Genomic DNA, 17,008 nt, shown 5'->3' with positions numbered 1-17,008 from the left:
ACTCCACGAGAGCCAAAAAATCAATAAAGCAGGCCGCCGCTGCCGGCTTGCCAGATCCACAGCGGGAAGGCGGATACGGCCATCAGGCTGCCGAGCGGCAACATGCTGGCAGCCGAGACCGGTTTGCCGCGCACGAACCACGACATCGCGACCAGCAGGCCAACCGCGCTGGCGCCAAGGATCACCAGCGGCAGCGCCTGCCACCCCAGCCAGAGTCCGATCGCCCCGAACAGCTTCGGGTCACCGCCGCCGAGCCCGTCCCGCTTGCGGATCATCCTGTATGCCATCGCGACGATCGCCAGAGCGCCAAAGCCGGCCACGCCGCCGATCAGCCGGTCCGACATCGACGGAGGAAGAGAGAGCAGACCAGCGCACAGACCGCATGAGGCAAGCAGCGCCGTCAGCCGGTCAGGCAACCAGTGATGCTTTGCATCGAGCGCGCCGAGGGTCAGCAGCAGCCAGCCGAACAAAGCGCCCCCGATGCCGTGCATCCCCGGTGCAGCCAGCAGGGCCACCCCGCCGATCAGCCCGGCCGCGAGCTCGATGGCGACATGATCGGCGTTGATCGCCGTGCCGCATTGCCGGCATCTTCCCCGCTGGACCAGAAAGCTGGCGACCGGGACCAGCTCCCACGGACGCAAATGATGGCCGCACGCGTCGCAGGACGAGCGCCCGCCAATCACCGACCGTTGTTCCGGCCAGCGGATGATCAGGGTCGCCAGAAAGCTGCCGATGATCAGGCCGAGCAGCACGCCAAACAGGGGCAGGTAAAAAGCGGGCAACGGGCGCTCCCAATGAATATGATCGGATCGATTGGCATGGACAACCGGCGCTTTCAATGGCGCAATTGAAAAAGCGAAGATCGACGCCTATGTGCGGTGCAAGAATCGCATATGTCCTCCGCAATGCGCTCAACATGGAAAGGTCCACTGATGCCCAATTCTGATCCGATTGTCATTCTCTCCTACGCCCGCACACCCATGGGCGGCATGCAAGGTGCCCTCGGCGAAGTGAGCGCCGCCCAGCTGGGCGCCGTCGCGGTCCGGGCCGCAGTCGAGCGCGCCGGAGTGGAAGGCGCCGACATCGAGCGCATTTATATGGGCAATGTCCTCTCGGCTGGCCAGGGACAGGCCCCTGCCCGCCAAGCCGCAATTTTCGCCGGCTTGCCACAGTCGGTTGAAGCGACGACGGTCAACAAGATGTGCGGGTCCGGGATGCAGGCAGCAATCATGGGTGCCGAAGCCCTGGCAGCCGGATCAATCGATATGATCGTTGCGGGCGGCATGGAAAGCATGACCAACGCGCCCTACCTGCTGCCGAAGATGCGCAGCGGCGCGCGTCTTGGCCACACCGAAGCCAAGGACCACATGTTCCTCGATGGCCTTGAAGACGCCTATGAACCGGGCCGGGCGATGGGCAGCTTTGCCGAGGAAACCGTTGGCGAATATCAGCTCACCCGTGAAGCGCAGGATGAATATTCCATCGAGTCCCTGGCGCGCGCCAAAGCGGCGGTCGAGGGCGACGCCTTTGATGACGAAGTCGTTGCGGTCGAAGTGAAATCCCGGCGGGGGGATGTCACCGTCGACAAGGACGAACAGCCGCTCAAGGGGAATCCCGACAAGATTCCGCAGCTGCGCCCTGCCTTCGCCAAGGATGGCACGATCACGGCGGCCAATGCCTCCTCGATCTCCGATGGCGCCGCAGCGCTGGTGCTGACGCGTGCGAGCGTAGCCGAAAGCAAGGGCCTGAAACCCGTCGCGCGGATTGTGGCCCACGCGGCGCACGCCCATGCTCCGTCAAAATTCACCACCGCACCGGTCCAGGCGATCCAGAAGGTTCTCGACAAGGCCGGATGGTCGGTCGGCGAAGTCGATCTCTGGGAAGTCAACGAAGCCTTTGCCTGCGTCGCAATGTTTGCGATGCAGGATATCGGTATCAGCCGCGACAAGCTCAACGTGAACGGCGGCGCAACCGCGCTGGGCCATCCGATCGGAGCCAGCGGCGCACGCATCATGGTGACATTGATCGCTGCCCTGAAGAAGCGGGGACTGAAAAAAGGCGTCGCCGCCTTGTGCATTGGTGGCGGAGAAGCAACAGCGGTTGCCGTCGAGCTGGTCGACTGAGCTATTTCAGCGGCTCGTCACCCCAGACATCGTCGGCACTGATATAGCCCTTGCGGCCGGTGACGTCGAACAGGCACCAGCCTTTTTCGCATGAACCGAGACTTCCAACGACCCCCGGTTCCGCAAGCCAGATCACTCTGGCTGCGGAGTCGGGAAATGCGCGCATGGCGACCGGCTTGCCGGTTGTCGCGAGCACCAGAGCGCTTCTCGAAGCGCTCAGCAACCGGGCGTGCATCCAGCCCTGCGTTCCTTCGTGATCCTCGACCTTGCGCCATGATTTGTAGCGCGCCAGTATCTTCACCGGCAGCTTCTGGCGCTTGTAGATCCACATGGTCGGATATTCGGTGCTCGGCCCGGTGCGCATCCGCGCTTCCGGTTCATCGATCGAGGCCCAATAGGGCGGCTCCTGTTGCGCGGAGGCCGGCGACGCCAGGCCGACACCCGATATCGCGAACAGCATAAAAGCAATATTACGCATGATGATAAGCTACTCGTCCCCCGATGCGGCTGTGTATAGGCCGAAATACCGCTCCCGTTCAAGCGCCGCCTGCTTGACCTGAACCAAAATTCGGGCATAGCAACAGGCCTATGCCAGACTCAACCGCCATCTCCAATCCCCGCGTCATCATCACCCGTGAATTGGCGGATACCAATCAACGGCGCATGTGCGAACTGTTCGATGCCGTGCCCAATTACGCAGACGCGCCCTTTTCGCGCGACGACCTGATCGCGGCGATGGCGGACTGTGATGTGCTGGTGCCGACAGTCACGGACCATATCGACGCGGAAATGATCGAGAAGGCCCCCCCGCGGTTGCGCCTGATCGCCAGCTTTGGCGCCGGGGTCGATCATATTGACCTGGCAGCGGCGCGGGCAAAGAAGATCCTGGTCACCAACACGCCCGGTGTTTTCACCGAAGACACTGCCGACATGACCATGGCCCTGATCCTCTCCGCGCCACGCCGGCTTTCGGATGGCGAAAAGCTGATTCGATCGGGGCAATGGAAGGGCTGGAAGCCTTCCGGCATGCTCGGTCACTGCATCGGCGGGAAAAAACTGGGGATCATCGGCATGGGTCGGATCGGCCAAGCCGTCGCTCGCCGTGCCTCCGGATTCGGGCTCTCGATTTTCTACCACAATCGTCGTCAGCTACCGCCCGCCGTCGAGGAATCGCTGCGCGCGACCTTTGTTTCCGATCTCGACGAGCTGATCCGCACGTGCGACATCATCACCCTCCATTGTCCGCACACTGCGGAGACCCACGAAATGATCAACGCCGAGCGGATCGGCATGATGAAACCATCAACCTACCTGATCAACACCGCGCGCGGTGATCTGGTCAATGAAAATGCCCTGATCGAAGCCCTCGAGAACGAACGGATCGGCGGAGCCGGGCTGGATGTCTACCAGAATGAGCCGGCGATCGATCCGCGGTTTCTGGCCCTGCGAAACACCGTCCTGCTTCCCCACATGGGCAGCGCCACGTTCGAGGGCCGGGAAGCATCCGGAGAGCGGGTGATCACCAACATCCGGGTCTGGGCAGACGGCCATCGTCCGCCCGATCAGGTGCTCGACGGCTGGGTATAAGCTTTCCGTTGAGTACCCTTCCCGTCTGGACTAGGAATTTGCGAAAATCTGATTCGCGCACCGCATCGGACATATAAGATAATAGCTGCAGGGGACTTCATGAAATTTTCTGTCAAATCCTTCGGATTGGCCGCGATCGCTGCCCTTGCCACTCCGCTCCACGCGCAGACGACCATCGATCCGGCGATCGCCGATGTCGCGAACAGCGGTGACACCGCATGGATACTCACCGCCAGCGCCCTGGTGCTGATGATGACCCTGCCCGGACTGGCGCTTTTCTATGGCGGCCTTGTGCGGTCCAAGAATTTCCTTTCGGTGCTGGTGCAGTGCATGGCGGTGGCCGGCATATGCTCGGTTCTGTGGGTCGTGGTCGGTTACACACTGGCGTTTGGCGGAGCCACGAACGGCTTTCTGGGCAACGGCATCAACTGGATGCTCGGCAATCTGGGCAATATTCGGGAAGGCACCTCCATACCCGAATCGACCTTTGCGATGTTCCAGCTGACCTTTGCCGTGATAACGCCCGCCCTGATGATCGGTGCCTGGGTCGAACGCGCCCGCTTCGGATGGGTCGTGGCTTTTTCGGCTCTCTGGCTGCTGGTGGTCTATGCGCCAGTGACCCACTGGGTCTGGGGTGGCGGCTGGCTGAGCGGCCTCGGTGTCCTTGATTTCGCCGGCGGTATCGTCGTGCACACAACCGCCGGCGTGTCCGCTCTGGTCGTCGCAATCATGATGGGCAAGCGGATGGGCTGGCCCAAGACCCTTATGTTGCCGCACAGCCCTGCGCTGACCCTGGCCGGTGCTGGCCTGCTCTGGGTGGGCTGGTTCGGCTTCAATGGCGGCTCGGCGCTGACCGCCACCGATGATGCCTCCGCAGCGATCATCAACACGCACATCGCCGCTTCGATGGCGGCTCTAGTCTGGATCCTGATCGAAAAGATCAAGGTCGGAAAATCGACCGCAGTCGGTGTCGCAACGGGCGCAATTGCCGGATTGGCGACCATCACGCCCGCAGCAGGCTTCGTTGGTCCGGGCGCGTCCATTCTGATCGGCGCCGCCGCGGGCATGGTCTGCTTCTTTGCCGTCGGCCTCGTCAGAAACGGGTTCAAGATCGACGACAGCCTCGACGTCTTTGCCGTGCACGGCGTCGGCGGGATGCTGGGCAGCCTGTTGCTCGCGCTGTTCATTGGCGCAGGTTTCGGCGGCACCGGCTATGCCGAGGGGATGGATTTCGGCAGCCAGTTCGTCGCGCAGCTGATCGGCATCGGTGCCGTCGCCATCTGGTCCGCGGTTGCAACCGCGGTCCTCGGATTCGGGATCAGCTTCATATTGCCGATGCGGGTCAGCGACGATGACGAACGCGACGGCCTGGACATTGCCAATCATGGCGAACGGGCCTGGGATCTGGATTAGGAAAAGAAGGCTTTCCACCCCACATAGCCGAGCAGCGGCAATCCGAGGACATCGACCAGCGCTATGGTTCCGAGCGACGGCGGCTGACAATAAGCCAGGTATATTGCCAGAAAGCTTGTCATCGATAGCGATGTGAGGACGAACACGAGTTTCCGAACGTCCGGGCTGAAGGCCGCCCAGAGGCAGCCGACGGCGATCACCCCGAACAAAGCGGCACGATGCTGGAGCAACGCAAAATTCGGGTCATCAGCGGTGACGGCATAGAGCTTCGTGATCAATGCCGGAACGAAAAACGCAGCAAATGGCGGCAAGTGAATGGCCAGCGCCAAAGCCAGCCAGCATATTCGTTCGACCATATTGCCCTCACCCGGTTAGAGATCGAGATGCAGAAACTGGTTGAAAGCGGTCGGGACATAATCACCGAACCGCTCGCCATTTTCGAATCCCCGCTTCCGGTAAAGTCCGAGCGCTGGCTCAAACTCGTCGCCGGATCCGGTTTCCAAACTCAGCCGGTGATAACCCCGTTTCCGTGCCTCGGCAATTATGTGGTTGAGAATTGACAGACCGACTCCCCTGCGCAGGTGGGCTGGATCGGTCCGCATCGACTTGATCTCGCCGGTCGCTGGCGACAGCTGTTTGAGCGCGCCGATGCCCATCAGGTCCCTGCCATCCCATGCCGTCCAGACCGAAACGCTGGACAGGCGCAGGCCGGAAAGGTCCAGCGCGTGCACGCTGTCCGGGGGCGAGTTTTGCTGCATGCCGGCGAGATGGGCAGCCAGCAGGTCTTGCACCTGCCGGCTGCCGAGGTCATCGAGCCGGATATCCATGTCAGTCGCCAGCGAGGATGCGATCCATCAGCTGCTGCACCGTTGGCACAAAGCCGTTGGAATAGAAGGGATCGGTCCCGAAATTATAGGCGCCATGACCGGCAAACATCAAATGTTCCTCGACCGGCGCGCCATGGACGATTTCCTGCAGGCTTTTCTGGATGCAGAAACTGCGGGGATCGGCGAGCCGACCGGTGCTGTTGTTGTCGTGATCCTTCCAGGCGGAAAAACCGCAGTGCGACAGGCACCCCATGCAGTCGGCCTGGTCCTTGCGAATCATCTTCGATTCTTCCGGAGTGGCAAAGACCAGCGTGTTGTCCGGCGTCTTCATCGCCATGGTGAAGCCGAGGCCGTCCCACTCGCGCGCGCGCAACAGGTCGTTGCGGGTCACCCAGAAATTCTTGCCCTTGATGCCAACATCGAGCTGGTGGGTATGTTCGCCCGCCATCTCTGTCGAATAGGGAATCTGCCGCTCCGAGCGCGCTTCCAGACTGCGCAGAAATTCATTGCGCACGGCCGAACTGTAGAAGCCGGTCGGGGAGAATTTGTGCAGCAGGATGTCGCCTTCCTTGATCTTGGTCAGCTCGCTCTTCCAGCTCTCCGGAATCGGGCTTTCCTTGGTCAGCAGGGGTCGGGTGCCGAACTGGAAGGCAATCTGCCCCAGTTCCTCGCTGTCGATCCAGTCCTGCCAGTCGCGCAGATGCCAGACGCCGCCGGCCATGATGATCGGCACGCTGTCGGCTATGCCTTCGCCGCGCATCGTTTCGCGCAGCGCCTTGACCCGCGGATAGGGATCCTCCGGCTTTCTCGGATCTTCGGCATTGGACAGGCCGTTGTGACCGCCTGCCAGCCAGGGATCCTCATAGACCACGGCGGCCATCAGGTCCGGAACCTTGTGATAGGCCCGCTTCCACAGCGCCCGGAAGGCGCGCGCGGAGCTGATGATCGGCAGATAGTTCACGCCATATTGCTGGGCAATCTCGGACAGCTTGTAGGGCATGCCGGCGCCGCAGGTCACTCCGGCGACCATGCCTTTGGTCTGCTCGAGCACGCCTTCCAGCACTTGCTGCGCGCCTCCCATTTCCCACAGGACGTTGATATTGATCGCGCCCCTGCCACCGGAAATTTCATAGGCCCGCGTGACCTGCTCGACGGCACCGTCGATCGCATATTGGATCAGCTCCTGGTGGCGTTCCTCGCGCTTGCGGCCATGATATATCTGCGGGATGACATTGCCATCCTCGTCATAGCTGTCGGCGTTGACGGCCGACACGGTGCCGATGCCGCCGGCAGCGGCCCATGCTCCCGAACTTGCGTGATTGGTGGCAGCGACGCCTTTTCCACCCTCGATCAGCGGCCAAACTTCCTGGCCGTTATACTGAATGGGTTTTAAGCCCTTGAACAATGAAATCTCCTCTTATCCCTTGAAGCCGATATAGACGGCCATGCATCAAAATGCTCGAAAAAACTCTGCTATGAGTCCGGTCATTTGGTAACGCCAAAATTCGCCCGTCCCAGCGCATGCCCGTACAGCAGCGCATATCGGCCGAGCATCTTGCTCTCATTATACTCGGCCTGTGCCTTCATCCGATTCTGCAGGCCCAGATCCTCGCGCAATTGCTGATGCTGGGCCAGGGTCGTCAGCGATTCTTGAAAACCGCTTTCGTCCAGCGACGGCTTGATGAAGCCCTGGTTGGCCTGCGATACCATCGATCGGATATCGCCGACGTCGGTCGCCACGACCGGCAATCCTGCCGCCATCGCCTCGATCAGCGAAATCGGGAATTGCTCGCTGTCGGACGATAGCGCGAAAATGTCGAAAAGGCCAACATAGCGGGCCGGTTCGGCGAGAAAGCCGGGCATCAGCAGGCGGTCGCCCAGGCCGACGCGTTCCGCCTCGGCCCGTATCGCGTCCCGTTCCGGCCCCTCGCCGACGATCACGAGGCGGACATTGTCGCCGGCCGCCGCGCAGGCGCGCACCAGTCGCGGCAGATTCTTGACCGCGCGCAGTCCGGCGACGGTCCCGACAACAACCTCGCCCTCGCGCTTGGTGAAGCCGGGCACGGCACCGCGCTGGGGCTTTTTCTCGAAGCGCTTCACGTCGATGCCGTTCGGTATGCGCTGAATCTTCTGCTCCGGTTGCTTCCAGACGTCGCTGGCGATCCGGGCCAGTCGTTCCGACGGCACAACCAGCGCCTGCGCCGCGCCGAGCGCAAATTTCCGGAACCAGTTTCTCTTCCAGTTGAGCCTTCGCTGCTCGTCCTCGTTGAATCCGTCCTCGTGATGGATCAGCGGCGGCAGACCCTCGAGCCGGGAAAAAAGCGTGCGTGCCATCACCCCGTCCATCGAGCCCCAGTTGTAGGACAGAATGAGATCAAACTGGCGATAATAGGTCACGAACTCGCGGTATCGCTTCAGGCCCGGCTTGCCGCCGAGGGACGGCGCATCGGACGGGAATGAGACACGGATGCCGCGGTCAATCGCATCGCGTGCGGACAGGCTTTCGGGTTCGGCAGACAAGATGACATGCTCGGCGGCTTCGCCGAAATGGTTCATCAGCCGGACCGCGCGCGCCTCCTTCCCGCCCAGATTGAACGTGCTGTGGAGATGCAATATCTTTGCTGGCTTCATGCGGACTTCACGCTCGATTGTCTAAGATCATTCAGTCGATGCGGTGGAGCAATTGGCTGATCGCGTCAAGCGAGGCGGGTTCTTCCAGGGTCGGGGCATGGCCGACCCGCGGAACGGTCACCAGTTCACCCTTGTCCAGTGTTTCGAGCATTTTTTCCGCTATTTTCTGGCTGAACAGGTCCGACAACTCGCCGCGCAATATCAGCGTGGGTATCTCTTTCATATGTTCTAGGGCATTCCAGAGCGCGCCGCTGCCGCCGCCCTTGCTGCTGAACGGCTCGGCGATCTTCATGTCATAGTCCAGCTTGATCCGGCCCGAACTGTTCATCCGGTAGACCTTCTTGGCAAAGACTATCCAGTCCCTCAGGGTGAAGTCAGGGAATATGTCGCCGTTATTTTCAGCCAGATCACGGCCGGCATGCGCCCATGTGTCGAAACTCCGGCCCTGGCCAACGTTGGAGGCGATCCGGTCGAGTCCGGTCTGGTCGAGTTCCGGACCGATGTCGTTGAGCACCGCAGCCGCAACCCGCTGGGGGTCGGTCTTCGCCAATAGCATGGTCACAATGCCCCCCAGCGACGTCCCGATGAATATCGCCTTGTCGATCTTCATCTCGTCCATCAGCATGACGACATCCGACACATATTGCCTCGGATTGTAGGTGCTGCTGTCCTTGGCATATTCACTGGCGCCGCGGCCGCGCAGGTCCAGCATCAGGATGCGCCGCTCGCCGTGGAATATCGTGCCGAGATGCTGAAAATCGCGGGCGTTGCGCGTTAGGCCGGGGATGCAGATAACCGGCGTCTTGCCGCTGTCGGACGGATAGTCCCATGCATGCAATTTTAATCCGTCATCGGATTCCCAGTAAATATCCTGATAAGATTTTTGATCGCTCATGCTGGAATTGGCCTTGTGTTCGCCCTTGCTGCGCGACCGATTAGCCGCCACTGTGTGCAAATGCCATATAAACCGCAAATAGAACCCGGCAAGACCGACTATAAGCCCGATGTACAAATAACCAGCCTGGGAGAGAAGATTGGCGACGCTGCCGTTCCCGCTGACTTTCCCGCGCATATACTCCGCTTCAGGAACGGTCGCTGGGACCAGAGCGTCGGGCTTCAGCGGCTGAGCGACGAGCAATGGCTCGCCCATTTCGGCAAGTTCGATCCGCTGCCGGACAATCTCGCTCCCCCGCTGGCGCTGCGTTACCATGGCCACCAGTTCCGCACCTATAATCCCGAAATCGGGGATGGCCGGGGATTTCTGTTTGCGCAACTCAGGGACCAGGAAGATCGCCTGATGGATCTGGGAACAAAGGGATCGGGCACGACACCGTGGAGCCGGGCGGGCGACGGACGATTGACGCTCAAGGGTGGCGTTCGTGAAATCCTAGCCACGGAAATGCTGGAAGCGCTCGGCGTAAACACCTCGAAGACGTTTTCCTTGGTTGAAACGGGCGAGAAATTGATGCGCGGCGATGAGCCGTCGCCCACACGCTCGGCGGTCATGACCCGATTGAGCCACGGCCATATCCGGATCGGGACCTTCCAGCGCATCGCCTATGAGAAAAATGAGGCGCTGATGCACCAACTGGTCGGCTATTGTCTCGAGCAATATTATGGCGGCGCGCAGACCGAGCATCCGGCAACCGAACTATTTGCCAAGGTCACGCAGCAAGTCGCCAGGCTGGCGGGTTCCTACATGACCGCGGGCTTTGTCCACGGCGTGCTCAATACCGACAATATCAACATCAGCGGCGAAAGTTTCGACTATGGTCCATGGCGCTTCACGCCTTATTGGGAGCCCGGCTTTACGGCGGCCTATTTCGATCATGAAAGCCTCTATTGTTTCGCCCGGCAACCGGAAGCGTTGCACTGGAACCTTGCGCAATTTGCCAGCGCCCTTCGCCTGATCGCCGACAGCAATCCCCTGGTCGCGACGCTGGAATCCTTTCCCAAAGCCTATGGCACCGCGTTCACCGAGCATTTCTGCTGGCGCCTCGGCGTCAGGTCCGAGGGATTTGAACGGGATCGCGATCTCGTGGTTGCGGCGGAAAAGGGATTGGCGGCCAAAACGATCGAGATTGACCGCTTTTTCCACAACTGGGGCAGGATGGAAGATATTGCGAAACCCGACGACGATATGTCGGAATTTGCCGAATTTCGTGCGCTGGTCGCCTGCCGGCAGCGCGAACGCATGCCGGTCAGCGACTATTGGCAGCGACCGGACCCTTGCTCGATGCATATCGATGAGGTCGAATCGATTTGGTCCGCGATTGCCGACGATGACAACTGGCGGCCGCTCGATGACAAAATCAGCCAAATTCGGGATATGGGGCACGCGCTGCGAAACGGCTGACGCTGTCTCCCGCAGTCAAATGTTTGGCGGGTCCATTTAGGTCTTTAAAACCTATGATCAAACCCGTTAGATGTGCCATACGACAATCCATTTCCAATATGCTTTGAAACCAGAGGGCAATTTGAGCGACCTGATATCAACCGAACCGGCGACCGGCGCCACGTTGTGGACGGGGACCAGCGGCGACGCAGACGCCGTCGTGGCCAAGGCGCGAGACGCTTGGCCGGGCTGGGCAGCGACGGCCCTGATCAAGCGCATCGAGGCGGTGCGCCGCTATGCGAATCGCATCCGGTCGACCGGCGAGGAACTTGCCGAGCTGATCGCCCGCGAAACCGGCAAGCCGCTATGGGAAGCGCGCACCGAGGTGGAGTCAGTGGTCAAGAAAGTCGATATCTCGGTCAATGCATTTGCCGAGCGAACCCCCCAGCGCCAGCTCCCCAGCCCTGCCAATATGCGCGCAACCCTGCGCCACAAGCCGCACGGCGTGCTCGCCGTGCTCGGCCCCTATAATTTTCCCGCCCACCTGCCGAACGGCCACATCGTTCCGGCGCTGATTGCCGGGAACGCGATCATATTCAAACCCTCGGAAAAAACCCCCGCAGTCGGTCAGTTTCTGGTCGATGCCCTTGCCCATGCCGGTCTGCCGGAGGGTGTCGTCAACATCCTGCACGGCGGTCCCGACACGGGCAAGCAGCTGACCGCGAACGAGGGACTGGATGGCGTGCTCTTTACCGGTTCTGCGCGAACCGGCATTGCGCTCAACCGGCAGTTTGCGGCGCGGCCCGACAAGATTCTGGCCCTCGAGATGGGTGGCAACAATCCGATCATCGCATGGGATACCGACGATATCCACAGCGCCGCCGTGCTGATCGTGCAATCCGCCTTCCTGAGCGCCGGTCAGCGATGCTCGGCCGCCAGCCGGCTGATTGTCAAAGACACCCTGTACGACCGGATCATCCGGGAAGTGAAGCATATCTCCGATCGCCTGATCATCGACGAGCCCTTCGCGTCCCCTGCCCCGTTCATGGGCCCGGTGATCGACAACGAAACCGCGGACGGCCTCACGGAAAGCTTCCTCGCTTTGATGAGTCACGGCGGCAAGCCGATCAAGCATATGGCGAGACCGGTCGCCGGGCGCCCGTTTCTGACTCCCGGTATCATCGACGTGACCGAGCTGGAAGAACGGCCGGATATCGAATTGTTCGGGCCGATCCTGCAAGTGGTCCGCGTGGCCGACTTCGAAGAGGCGATCGCCGAGGCCAACAATACCCGCTATGGCCTGTCCTCGGCCCTGATCGGCGGCTCCCCCCAGCAATATGACCAATATTGGTCCAACAGCCGCGCGGGCATCGTCAACTGGAACAAGATGACGGTCGGCGCGTCCTCAGAGGCGCCTTTTGGCGGCATAGGCCTGTCCGGCAACCATCGGCCGAGCGCAACCTATGCCGCAGACTATTGCGCCTATCCGGTGGTGTCGATGGAAGCGGAACAGGCGCGGGCCTCGATCGGTGTCGGCCTGAAGGACGAGACAATTGCAGAACCGGAAGCGGCCGTTCCGTCCAAATAGCTGAACTTAGGCAGCCCCAAAAACTTCTGTTTTGTACATCCGGCACGATACGCGCATATCGGAGGCATGGAAGAAACATCGAACCAGAATGCGCCGGCCGGCATGGTCTATCTCGTGGGAGCCGGTCCCGGCGATCCGGAACTGCTGACCCTGAAGGCGGCCAGACTCCTGCAAAGCGCCGATGTGATCGTGCACGACGGATTGGTCAGCCAGGAGATACTGGATATGGCCTCGCCGTCCGCTCGTCTCGTCTCGGTGGCCAAGAAACGCTCCCTGCACAGCGTCCCGCAAGACCAGATCAACCAGATCCTGGTCCGCGAAGCGGCCAAGGGCGGCATTGTCGTCCGGCTGAAAGGCGGCGATCCGTTCATTTTCGGCCGCGGCGGCGAAGAAGCCGATGATTGTCGCGAAGCGGGCGTCGCGGTGGAAGTCGTGCCCGGGATCAGCGCCGCCCTCGGTTGTGCCGCGCAGGCCAAAATGCCGCTGACCCATCGCGATGCCTCCAGCGCCGTTTCCTTCGTCGCCGGCCAGTGCAAGGGCCTGTCCGACCAGAACTGGTCCGGCCTCGCCGGAAAGGGCCGCACCCTCGTTATCTACATGGGCGTCGCCAATGCCGAGGCGATCGTCGAGAAACTGATCGCCGACGGCGCCTCCCCGGACCTGCCGGTGGCGGTGCTGGAAAATGGCACGCGCAACGATTTTCGCGCGCTGCGGACCCTGCTGACCGATCTAGGTGATCTGGTCCAGCGCGAAAATGTCCGCAGCCCGGCATTGCTGGTGGTCGGCGAGGTCGCCCGTTATGGCGACGCCGAAAACAAGTTTCGGGAATTTGCTCAAATCGCGGGAGTCGGCGCATGAATATTTTGACCGGTAATGACCTCAAGACCGGAGACGTGATCTGGTGGACCGGCCTCGACTGGTCGCGCTTCGTCAAGGATGCGACCGACGTCGGCGACCAGGGCGAGGCGATCCTGCACCGCGAGGAAGCCGCTCGTCGCGTGAACGCCCCCTATATCATTGACGCCGAAAAGACCGAAGATGGCCCCAGACCGGGGCACATCAAGGACCGGGTGCGCGCACTCGGACCAACCGTTCGTCCCGACCTGACATTGAAACCGGCGGATCCCGACGCCGCCGAATGGGTGATCTGACATGTACCAATATGACCAATATGACCAGAAGATGGTCGACACGCGCGTGGAAGAATTCCGCGACCAGGTGAAGCGCCGGATTGCCGGCGAGCTGACCGAGGACCAGTTCAAGCCGCTGCGGCTGATGAACGGTCTTTATCTGCAGCTCCACGCCTATATGCTGCGGGTCGCCATTCCCTATGGCACGCTCAGCAGCAAACAGATGCACATGCTGGCCCATATCGCCCGCAAATATGACCGCGACTACGGCCATTTCACCACTCGCCAGAATATCCAGTATAACTGGATCAAGCTTGCCGATGCGCCCGACATCCTCGCCGACCTGGCTTCGGTCGAGATGCACGCGATCCAGACCAGCGGCAATTGCATCCGCAACATCTCGTCCGACCAGTTCGCCGGCGCAACCGCCGACGAAGTCGCCGACCCTCGTCCCTGGGCCGAATTGCTGCGCCAATGGTCGAGCTTCCACCCGGAATTTTCCTACCTCCCCCGGAAATTCAAGTTTGCGGTGATCGCCAGCGACACCGACCGGGCAGCGATGCGGCTGCACGACATCGGTATCCAGCTGGTCCGCAACGATGCGGGCGAACTGGGCGCGAAGTTCTTCGTCGGCGGCGGCATGGGCCGTACCCCGATGATCGCCCCGGAAATCCGCGACTTTGTCCCGGCGGATGAGCTGATCAGCTATGCCGAGGCCTGCCTGCGCGTCTACAACCGCTATGGCCGCCGCGACAACAAGTACAAGGCGCGGATCAAGATACTCGTGCACGAGCTTGGCAAGGAGGAATATACCCGCCAGGTCGAGGAAGAATTTGCCCATATGAAGCAGCTGGATCTCGACCCTCCGGTCGAGGAACTGGCGCGGATCACAGAATTTTTCGCCGATCCGCCCTTCGACACACAGGCCGGCGATGATCTTGATCTGTCCGATCCCGATTTCGCGCTCTGGGTCGACCAGAATGTTTCCGCGCACAAGCAGCCGGGCTATGCGATCGCGACGATCAGCCTGAAACCGCGCGGCGGCATCCCCGGCGACGCGAACTCGGCGCAGATCGACCTGATGGCGGATCTGGGCGAACAATATAGTTTCGACGAGCTGCGCGTCACCCACAGCCAGAACATCGTTCTGCCCCATGTGAAGAAGAGTGATCTTTACGCGCTCTGGCAGAAGCTCGACGAGGCCGGTCTGGCGCCCGCCAATCTCGACCTGATCACGGACAGCATCGCCTGCCCCGGGCTCGACTATTGCAGCCTTGCCAACGCCCGCTCGATTCCGCTGGCCCAGAAGATCAGCGAGCGCTTCGCCGATCTCGGCCGCCAACGGAAACTGGGCGAGCTGAAGCTGAAAATCTCCGGCTGCATCAATGCCTGCGGCCATCACCACGCCGGCCATATCGGCATATTGGGTGTCGACCGCAAGGGCACGGAAAATTACCAGCTGCTGCTCGGCGGCTCGGGCGCGGAAGACGCCAGCCTCGCCAAGATCACAGGCCCCGGCTTTACCGAGGACGGCGTGATCGACGCGATCGAGACTGTGACCGATCTCTATCTCGCCGAGCGCGAGACGGGCGAACGCTTCATCGATACCTATCGCCGGGTCGGCATGGAAAAGTTCAAGGAGGCCATTTATGGTTGATGCAATCCGCTTGCGCGATGACGAGGTCCACGAAGAACCTGCGGTTTCGCTCGATTCCTTCCTCGATCAGTCCAACGCCACCGCCGTCCGCATCGAAGCGGGCGAGGACGCACGGGCGTTGCTGCCCTTTCTCGACCGGCTGTCGCTGATCGAGGTCGATTTCCCGGTTTTCGGTGATGGTCGCGGCTATTCTTCGGCGCAGATACTGCGCGAGGCCGGCTATGCGGGAGAGCTGCGCGCGAGCGGCGATGTACTCGTCGACCAGCTCGCCTATATGCGCCGCTGCGGCTTTGATGCCTTCGCTCCCGATTCACCGATTGATCCCGACGACATGGAAACGGCACTGAACCGCTACGAGCATGTCTATCAGGCTACCTCCGATCAGCGCACGCCAATCTGGAGGCATCGTCATGGGTGAAGCAGCACGCAAGGTCGACACGATCGATGTTCGTCCGGACTTTACCCAGGCCGACGCCGATGCACTGAACCAGCGGTTCGAAGGCGTTGACACAACGACCATGCTGAAAACGCTGTTTGACGAGCGCCAGCTCGGAGAAGTCGCGGTCGTGTCCTCGTTCGGAACCGAGAGCGCCGTCCTTCTCCATCTCGTGGCGGCGGTTGATCCGACCATTCCGGTGACCTTCGTCGACACGCTCAAGATGTTTCCGGAAACGCTGGAATATCGGGACACGCTGATCCGTACGCTGGGAATAAAGAACAGCAATATCGTCGCACCCGATGCGACGGTCCTGGCGGAAAAAGACGCCAACGGCCTGCGCTGGTCCTATGATCCGGACGGTTGCTGCGAGATCCGCAAGGTGGAGCCGCTGGCGCGTGCCAAGGCAGGCCTCAACAGCTGGATTTCGGGTCGCAAGGCCTTTCAATCGGTGACCCGCAACAATATTCCGCGGTTCGAAATTGACGACGGCAGACTGAAGATCAATCCGCTTGGAGACTGGATCAAGGATGATCTCGAAGCCTATTTCGAAGAACATGCCCTGCCCCGGCATCCGCTGGAAGCCGAAGGCTATCTGTCTGTCGGATGCGCTCCCTGCACGTCGAAGGTGCTGCCGGGCGAGGATCCGCGGGCCGGTCGCTGGCGCGGCTGGGACAAATCCGAATGCGGCATCCACGAGGACGTGACCCCCGTGACGAGCGGCGATGACAATGGCGTGAACGACCCGATCTTCTAGGCAGCGGAAATCCTTCCCCTTCGGTCGGCGCCGGTCAAATCTCGGGAATATCGCGCCGCGTGAATATCAGCGCGACGATCAGGAATATCAGGCTTACCAGAAACATCAATCCCGCTACCAGCCAGTCGCGGACTGGACCTCGGTCAAGACGGACCTGGGCGCGCGGGCCAGCAATGTAACGGATGGCGATGTCCTGACCGACAGCGGGCAGCGGTTCATCCAGACTGTCAGCCAATTCCGCCTCGAAATAGCGCCCCTGAGCGGTCGTATAGCGGATCGTCGGATAGTAGGAAATGATGGTGAAGGACCGGTCGCTTGCATCTTCGGTGCTCCGGCTTTCCTTGCGCAACGACAATATCTCGGCGACACCTGCCTCGCTGCCGTTGCGAAATTGCCAGATATCGACACCGATCGCAATGCCGAGAAAGAGAAACAGAAAAACGGCCAGCAAGACCGGGACGCGTATCCAAACACTCATCGTCGCTTCCCCTGCTGCAAGCCCTTGAGCCTTCAGGCACATGCCT

18 protein-coding genes are annotated in these 17,008 nt (G+C 61.1%); 10 read left to right on the top strand and 8 right to left on the bottom strand.

What is annotated here, in order from left to right:
- Positions 1-20: 20 nt before the first annotated feature.
- Positions 21-782 (bottom strand): prepilin peptidase, encoded by a 762-nt coding sequence (locus V7650_RS09400; RefSeq protein ID WP_335655974.1) that lies wholly within the window; start codon positions 780-782, stop codon positions 21-23.
- A gap of 150 nt (positions 783-932) precedes the next feature.
- On the opposite strand from V7650_RS09400, the gene V7650_RS09395 reads away from it, so the two are divergent.
- Positions 933-2,123, top strand: coding sequence for an acetyl-CoA C-acyltransferase (locus V7650_RS09395; protein WP_335655973.1), 1,191 nt, complete (start codon positions 933-935; stop codon positions 2,121-2,123).
- A gap of 1 nt (position 2,124) precedes the next feature.
- Here V7650_RS09395 and V7650_RS09390 read toward each other — a convergent pair whose 3' ends face one another.
- The gene (locus V7650_RS09390) at positions 2,125-2,601 is read right to left on the bottom strand and encodes an SH3 domain-containing protein (protein WP_335655972.1); all 477 of its coding nucleotides are present in this window, start codon (positions 2,599-2,601) and stop codon (positions 2,125-2,127) included.
- A 110-nt stretch (positions 2,602-2,711) separates the two neighbouring features.
- On the opposite strand from V7650_RS09390, the gene V7650_RS09385 reads away from it, so the two are divergent.
- Both V7650_RS09385 and V7650_RS09380 read left to right on the top strand, forming a co-directional pair.
- The gene (locus V7650_RS09385) at positions 2,712-3,710 is read left to right on the top strand and encodes a 2-hydroxyacid dehydrogenase (RefSeq protein WP_335655971.1); all 999 of its coding nucleotides are present in this window, start codon (positions 2,712-2,714) and stop codon (positions 3,708-3,710) included.
- 99 nt (positions 3,711-3,809) lie between these two features.
- The gene (locus V7650_RS09380) at positions 3,810-5,123 is read left to right on the top strand and encodes an ammonium transporter (protein WP_335655970.1); all 1,314 of its coding nucleotides are present in this window, start codon (positions 3,810-3,812) and stop codon (positions 5,121-5,123) included.
- Here V7650_RS09380 and V7650_RS09375 read toward each other — a convergent pair.
- From V7650_RS09375 to V7650_RS09355, 5 genes are all read right to left on the bottom strand, one after another.
- Positions 5,120-5,452 (bottom strand): hypothetical protein, encoded by a 333-nt coding sequence (locus V7650_RS09375; RefSeq protein WP_335655969.1) that lies wholly within the window; start codon positions 5,450-5,452, stop codon positions 5,120-5,122. The genes V7650_RS09380 and V7650_RS09375 overlap by 4 nt on opposite strands.
- A gap of 42 nt (positions 5,453-5,494) precedes the next feature.
- Entirely contained in the window at positions 5,495-5,950 is a 456-nt protein-coding gene (locus V7650_RS09370; protein WP_335655968.1) for a GNAT family N-acetyltransferase, read from the bottom strand.
- A gap of 1 nt (position 5,951) precedes the next feature.
- Complete coding sequence (locus tag V7650_RS09365) at positions 5,952-7,355, bottom strand: NAD(P)H-dependent flavin oxidoreductase (RefSeq protein ID WP_335655967.1); 1,404 nt, start codon at positions 7,353-7,355, stop codon at positions 5,952-5,954.
- Between the two features lie 80 nt (positions 7,356-7,435).
- Positions 7,436-8,581 (bottom strand): glycosyltransferase family 4 protein, encoded by a 1,146-nt coding sequence (locus tag V7650_RS09360; RefSeq protein ID WP_335655966.1) that lies wholly within the window; start codon positions 8,579-8,581, stop codon positions 7,436-7,438.
- A 31-nt stretch (positions 8,582-8,612) separates the two neighbouring features.
- Entirely contained in the window at positions 8,613-9,476 is an 864-nt protein-coding gene (locus V7650_RS09355; protein WP_335655965.1) for an alpha/beta fold hydrolase, read from the bottom strand.
- Between the two features lie 60 nt (positions 9,477-9,536).
- Between V7650_RS09355 and V7650_RS09350 the strand changes: the two genes are divergently transcribed.
- From V7650_RS09350 to V7650_RS09320, 7 genes are all read left to right on the top strand, one after another.
- Entirely contained in the window at positions 9,537-10,937 is a 1,401-nt protein-coding gene (locus V7650_RS09350) for a protein adenylyltransferase SelO family protein (protein ID WP_335655964.1), read from the top strand.
- A gap of 121 nt (positions 10,938-11,058) precedes the next feature.
- Complete coding sequence (gene astD, locus V7650_RS09345) at positions 11,059-12,504, top strand: succinylglutamate-semialdehyde dehydrogenase (protein WP_335655963.1); 1,446 nt, start codon at positions 11,059-11,061, stop codon at positions 12,502-12,504.
- A gap of 66 nt (positions 12,505-12,570) precedes the next feature.
- Entirely contained in the window at positions 12,571-13,362 is a 792-nt protein-coding gene (gene cobA, locus V7650_RS09340) for a uroporphyrinogen-III C-methyltransferase (protein ID WP_335655962.1), read from the top strand.
- Positions 13,359-13,655, top strand: a complete 297-nt coding sequence (locus V7650_RS09335) for a DUF2849 domain-containing protein (RefSeq protein WP_335655961.1) — start codon at positions 13,359-13,361, stop codon at positions 13,653-13,655. The genes cobA and V7650_RS09335 overlap by 4 nt, the downstream gene beginning before the upstream one ends.
- A gap of 1 nt (position 13,656) precedes the next feature.
- Positions 13,657-15,291 carry a nitrite/sulfite reductase gene (locus V7650_RS09330; protein WP_335655960.1) on the top strand — a complete coding sequence of 545 codons (1,635 nt, stop codon included), beginning with the start codon at positions 13,657-13,659 and terminating at the stop codon, positions 15,289-15,291.
- The gene (locus V7650_RS09325; RefSeq protein ID WP_335655959.1) at positions 15,284-15,709 is read left to right on the top strand and encodes a DUF934 domain-containing protein; all 426 of its coding nucleotides are present in this window, start codon (positions 15,284-15,286) and stop codon (positions 15,707-15,709) included. The genes V7650_RS09330 and V7650_RS09325 overlap by 8 nt, the downstream gene beginning before the upstream one ends.
- Positions 15,702-16,484 (top strand): phosphoadenylyl-sulfate reductase, encoded by a 783-nt coding sequence (locus V7650_RS09320; RefSeq protein ID WP_335655958.1) that lies wholly within the window; start codon positions 15,702-15,704, stop codon positions 16,482-16,484. Before V7650_RS09325 ends, V7650_RS09320 begins: the two co-directional genes overlap by 8 nt.
- A 34-nt stretch (positions 16,485-16,518) precedes the next feature.
- On the opposite strand, the gene V7650_RS09315 is transcribed toward V7650_RS09320, so the two are convergent.
- Positions 16,519-16,962, bottom strand: a complete 444-nt coding sequence (locus V7650_RS09315; protein WP_335655957.1) for a DUF3592 domain-containing protein — start codon at positions 16,960-16,962, stop codon at positions 16,519-16,521.
- Between the last annotated feature and the right edge of the window lie 46 nt (positions 16,963-17,008).

The sequence above is a fragment of the Parasphingorhabdus sp. genome (genome assembly GCF_036964565.1).
In the GTDB taxonomy this organism is placed as follows: Bacteria; Pseudomonadota; Alphaproteobacteria; order Sphingomonadales; family Sphingomonadaceae; genus Parasphingorhabdus.
Note: the sequence above shows the minus strand (reverse complement) of the source record. Positions and strands in the feature narration are given on the sequence as shown.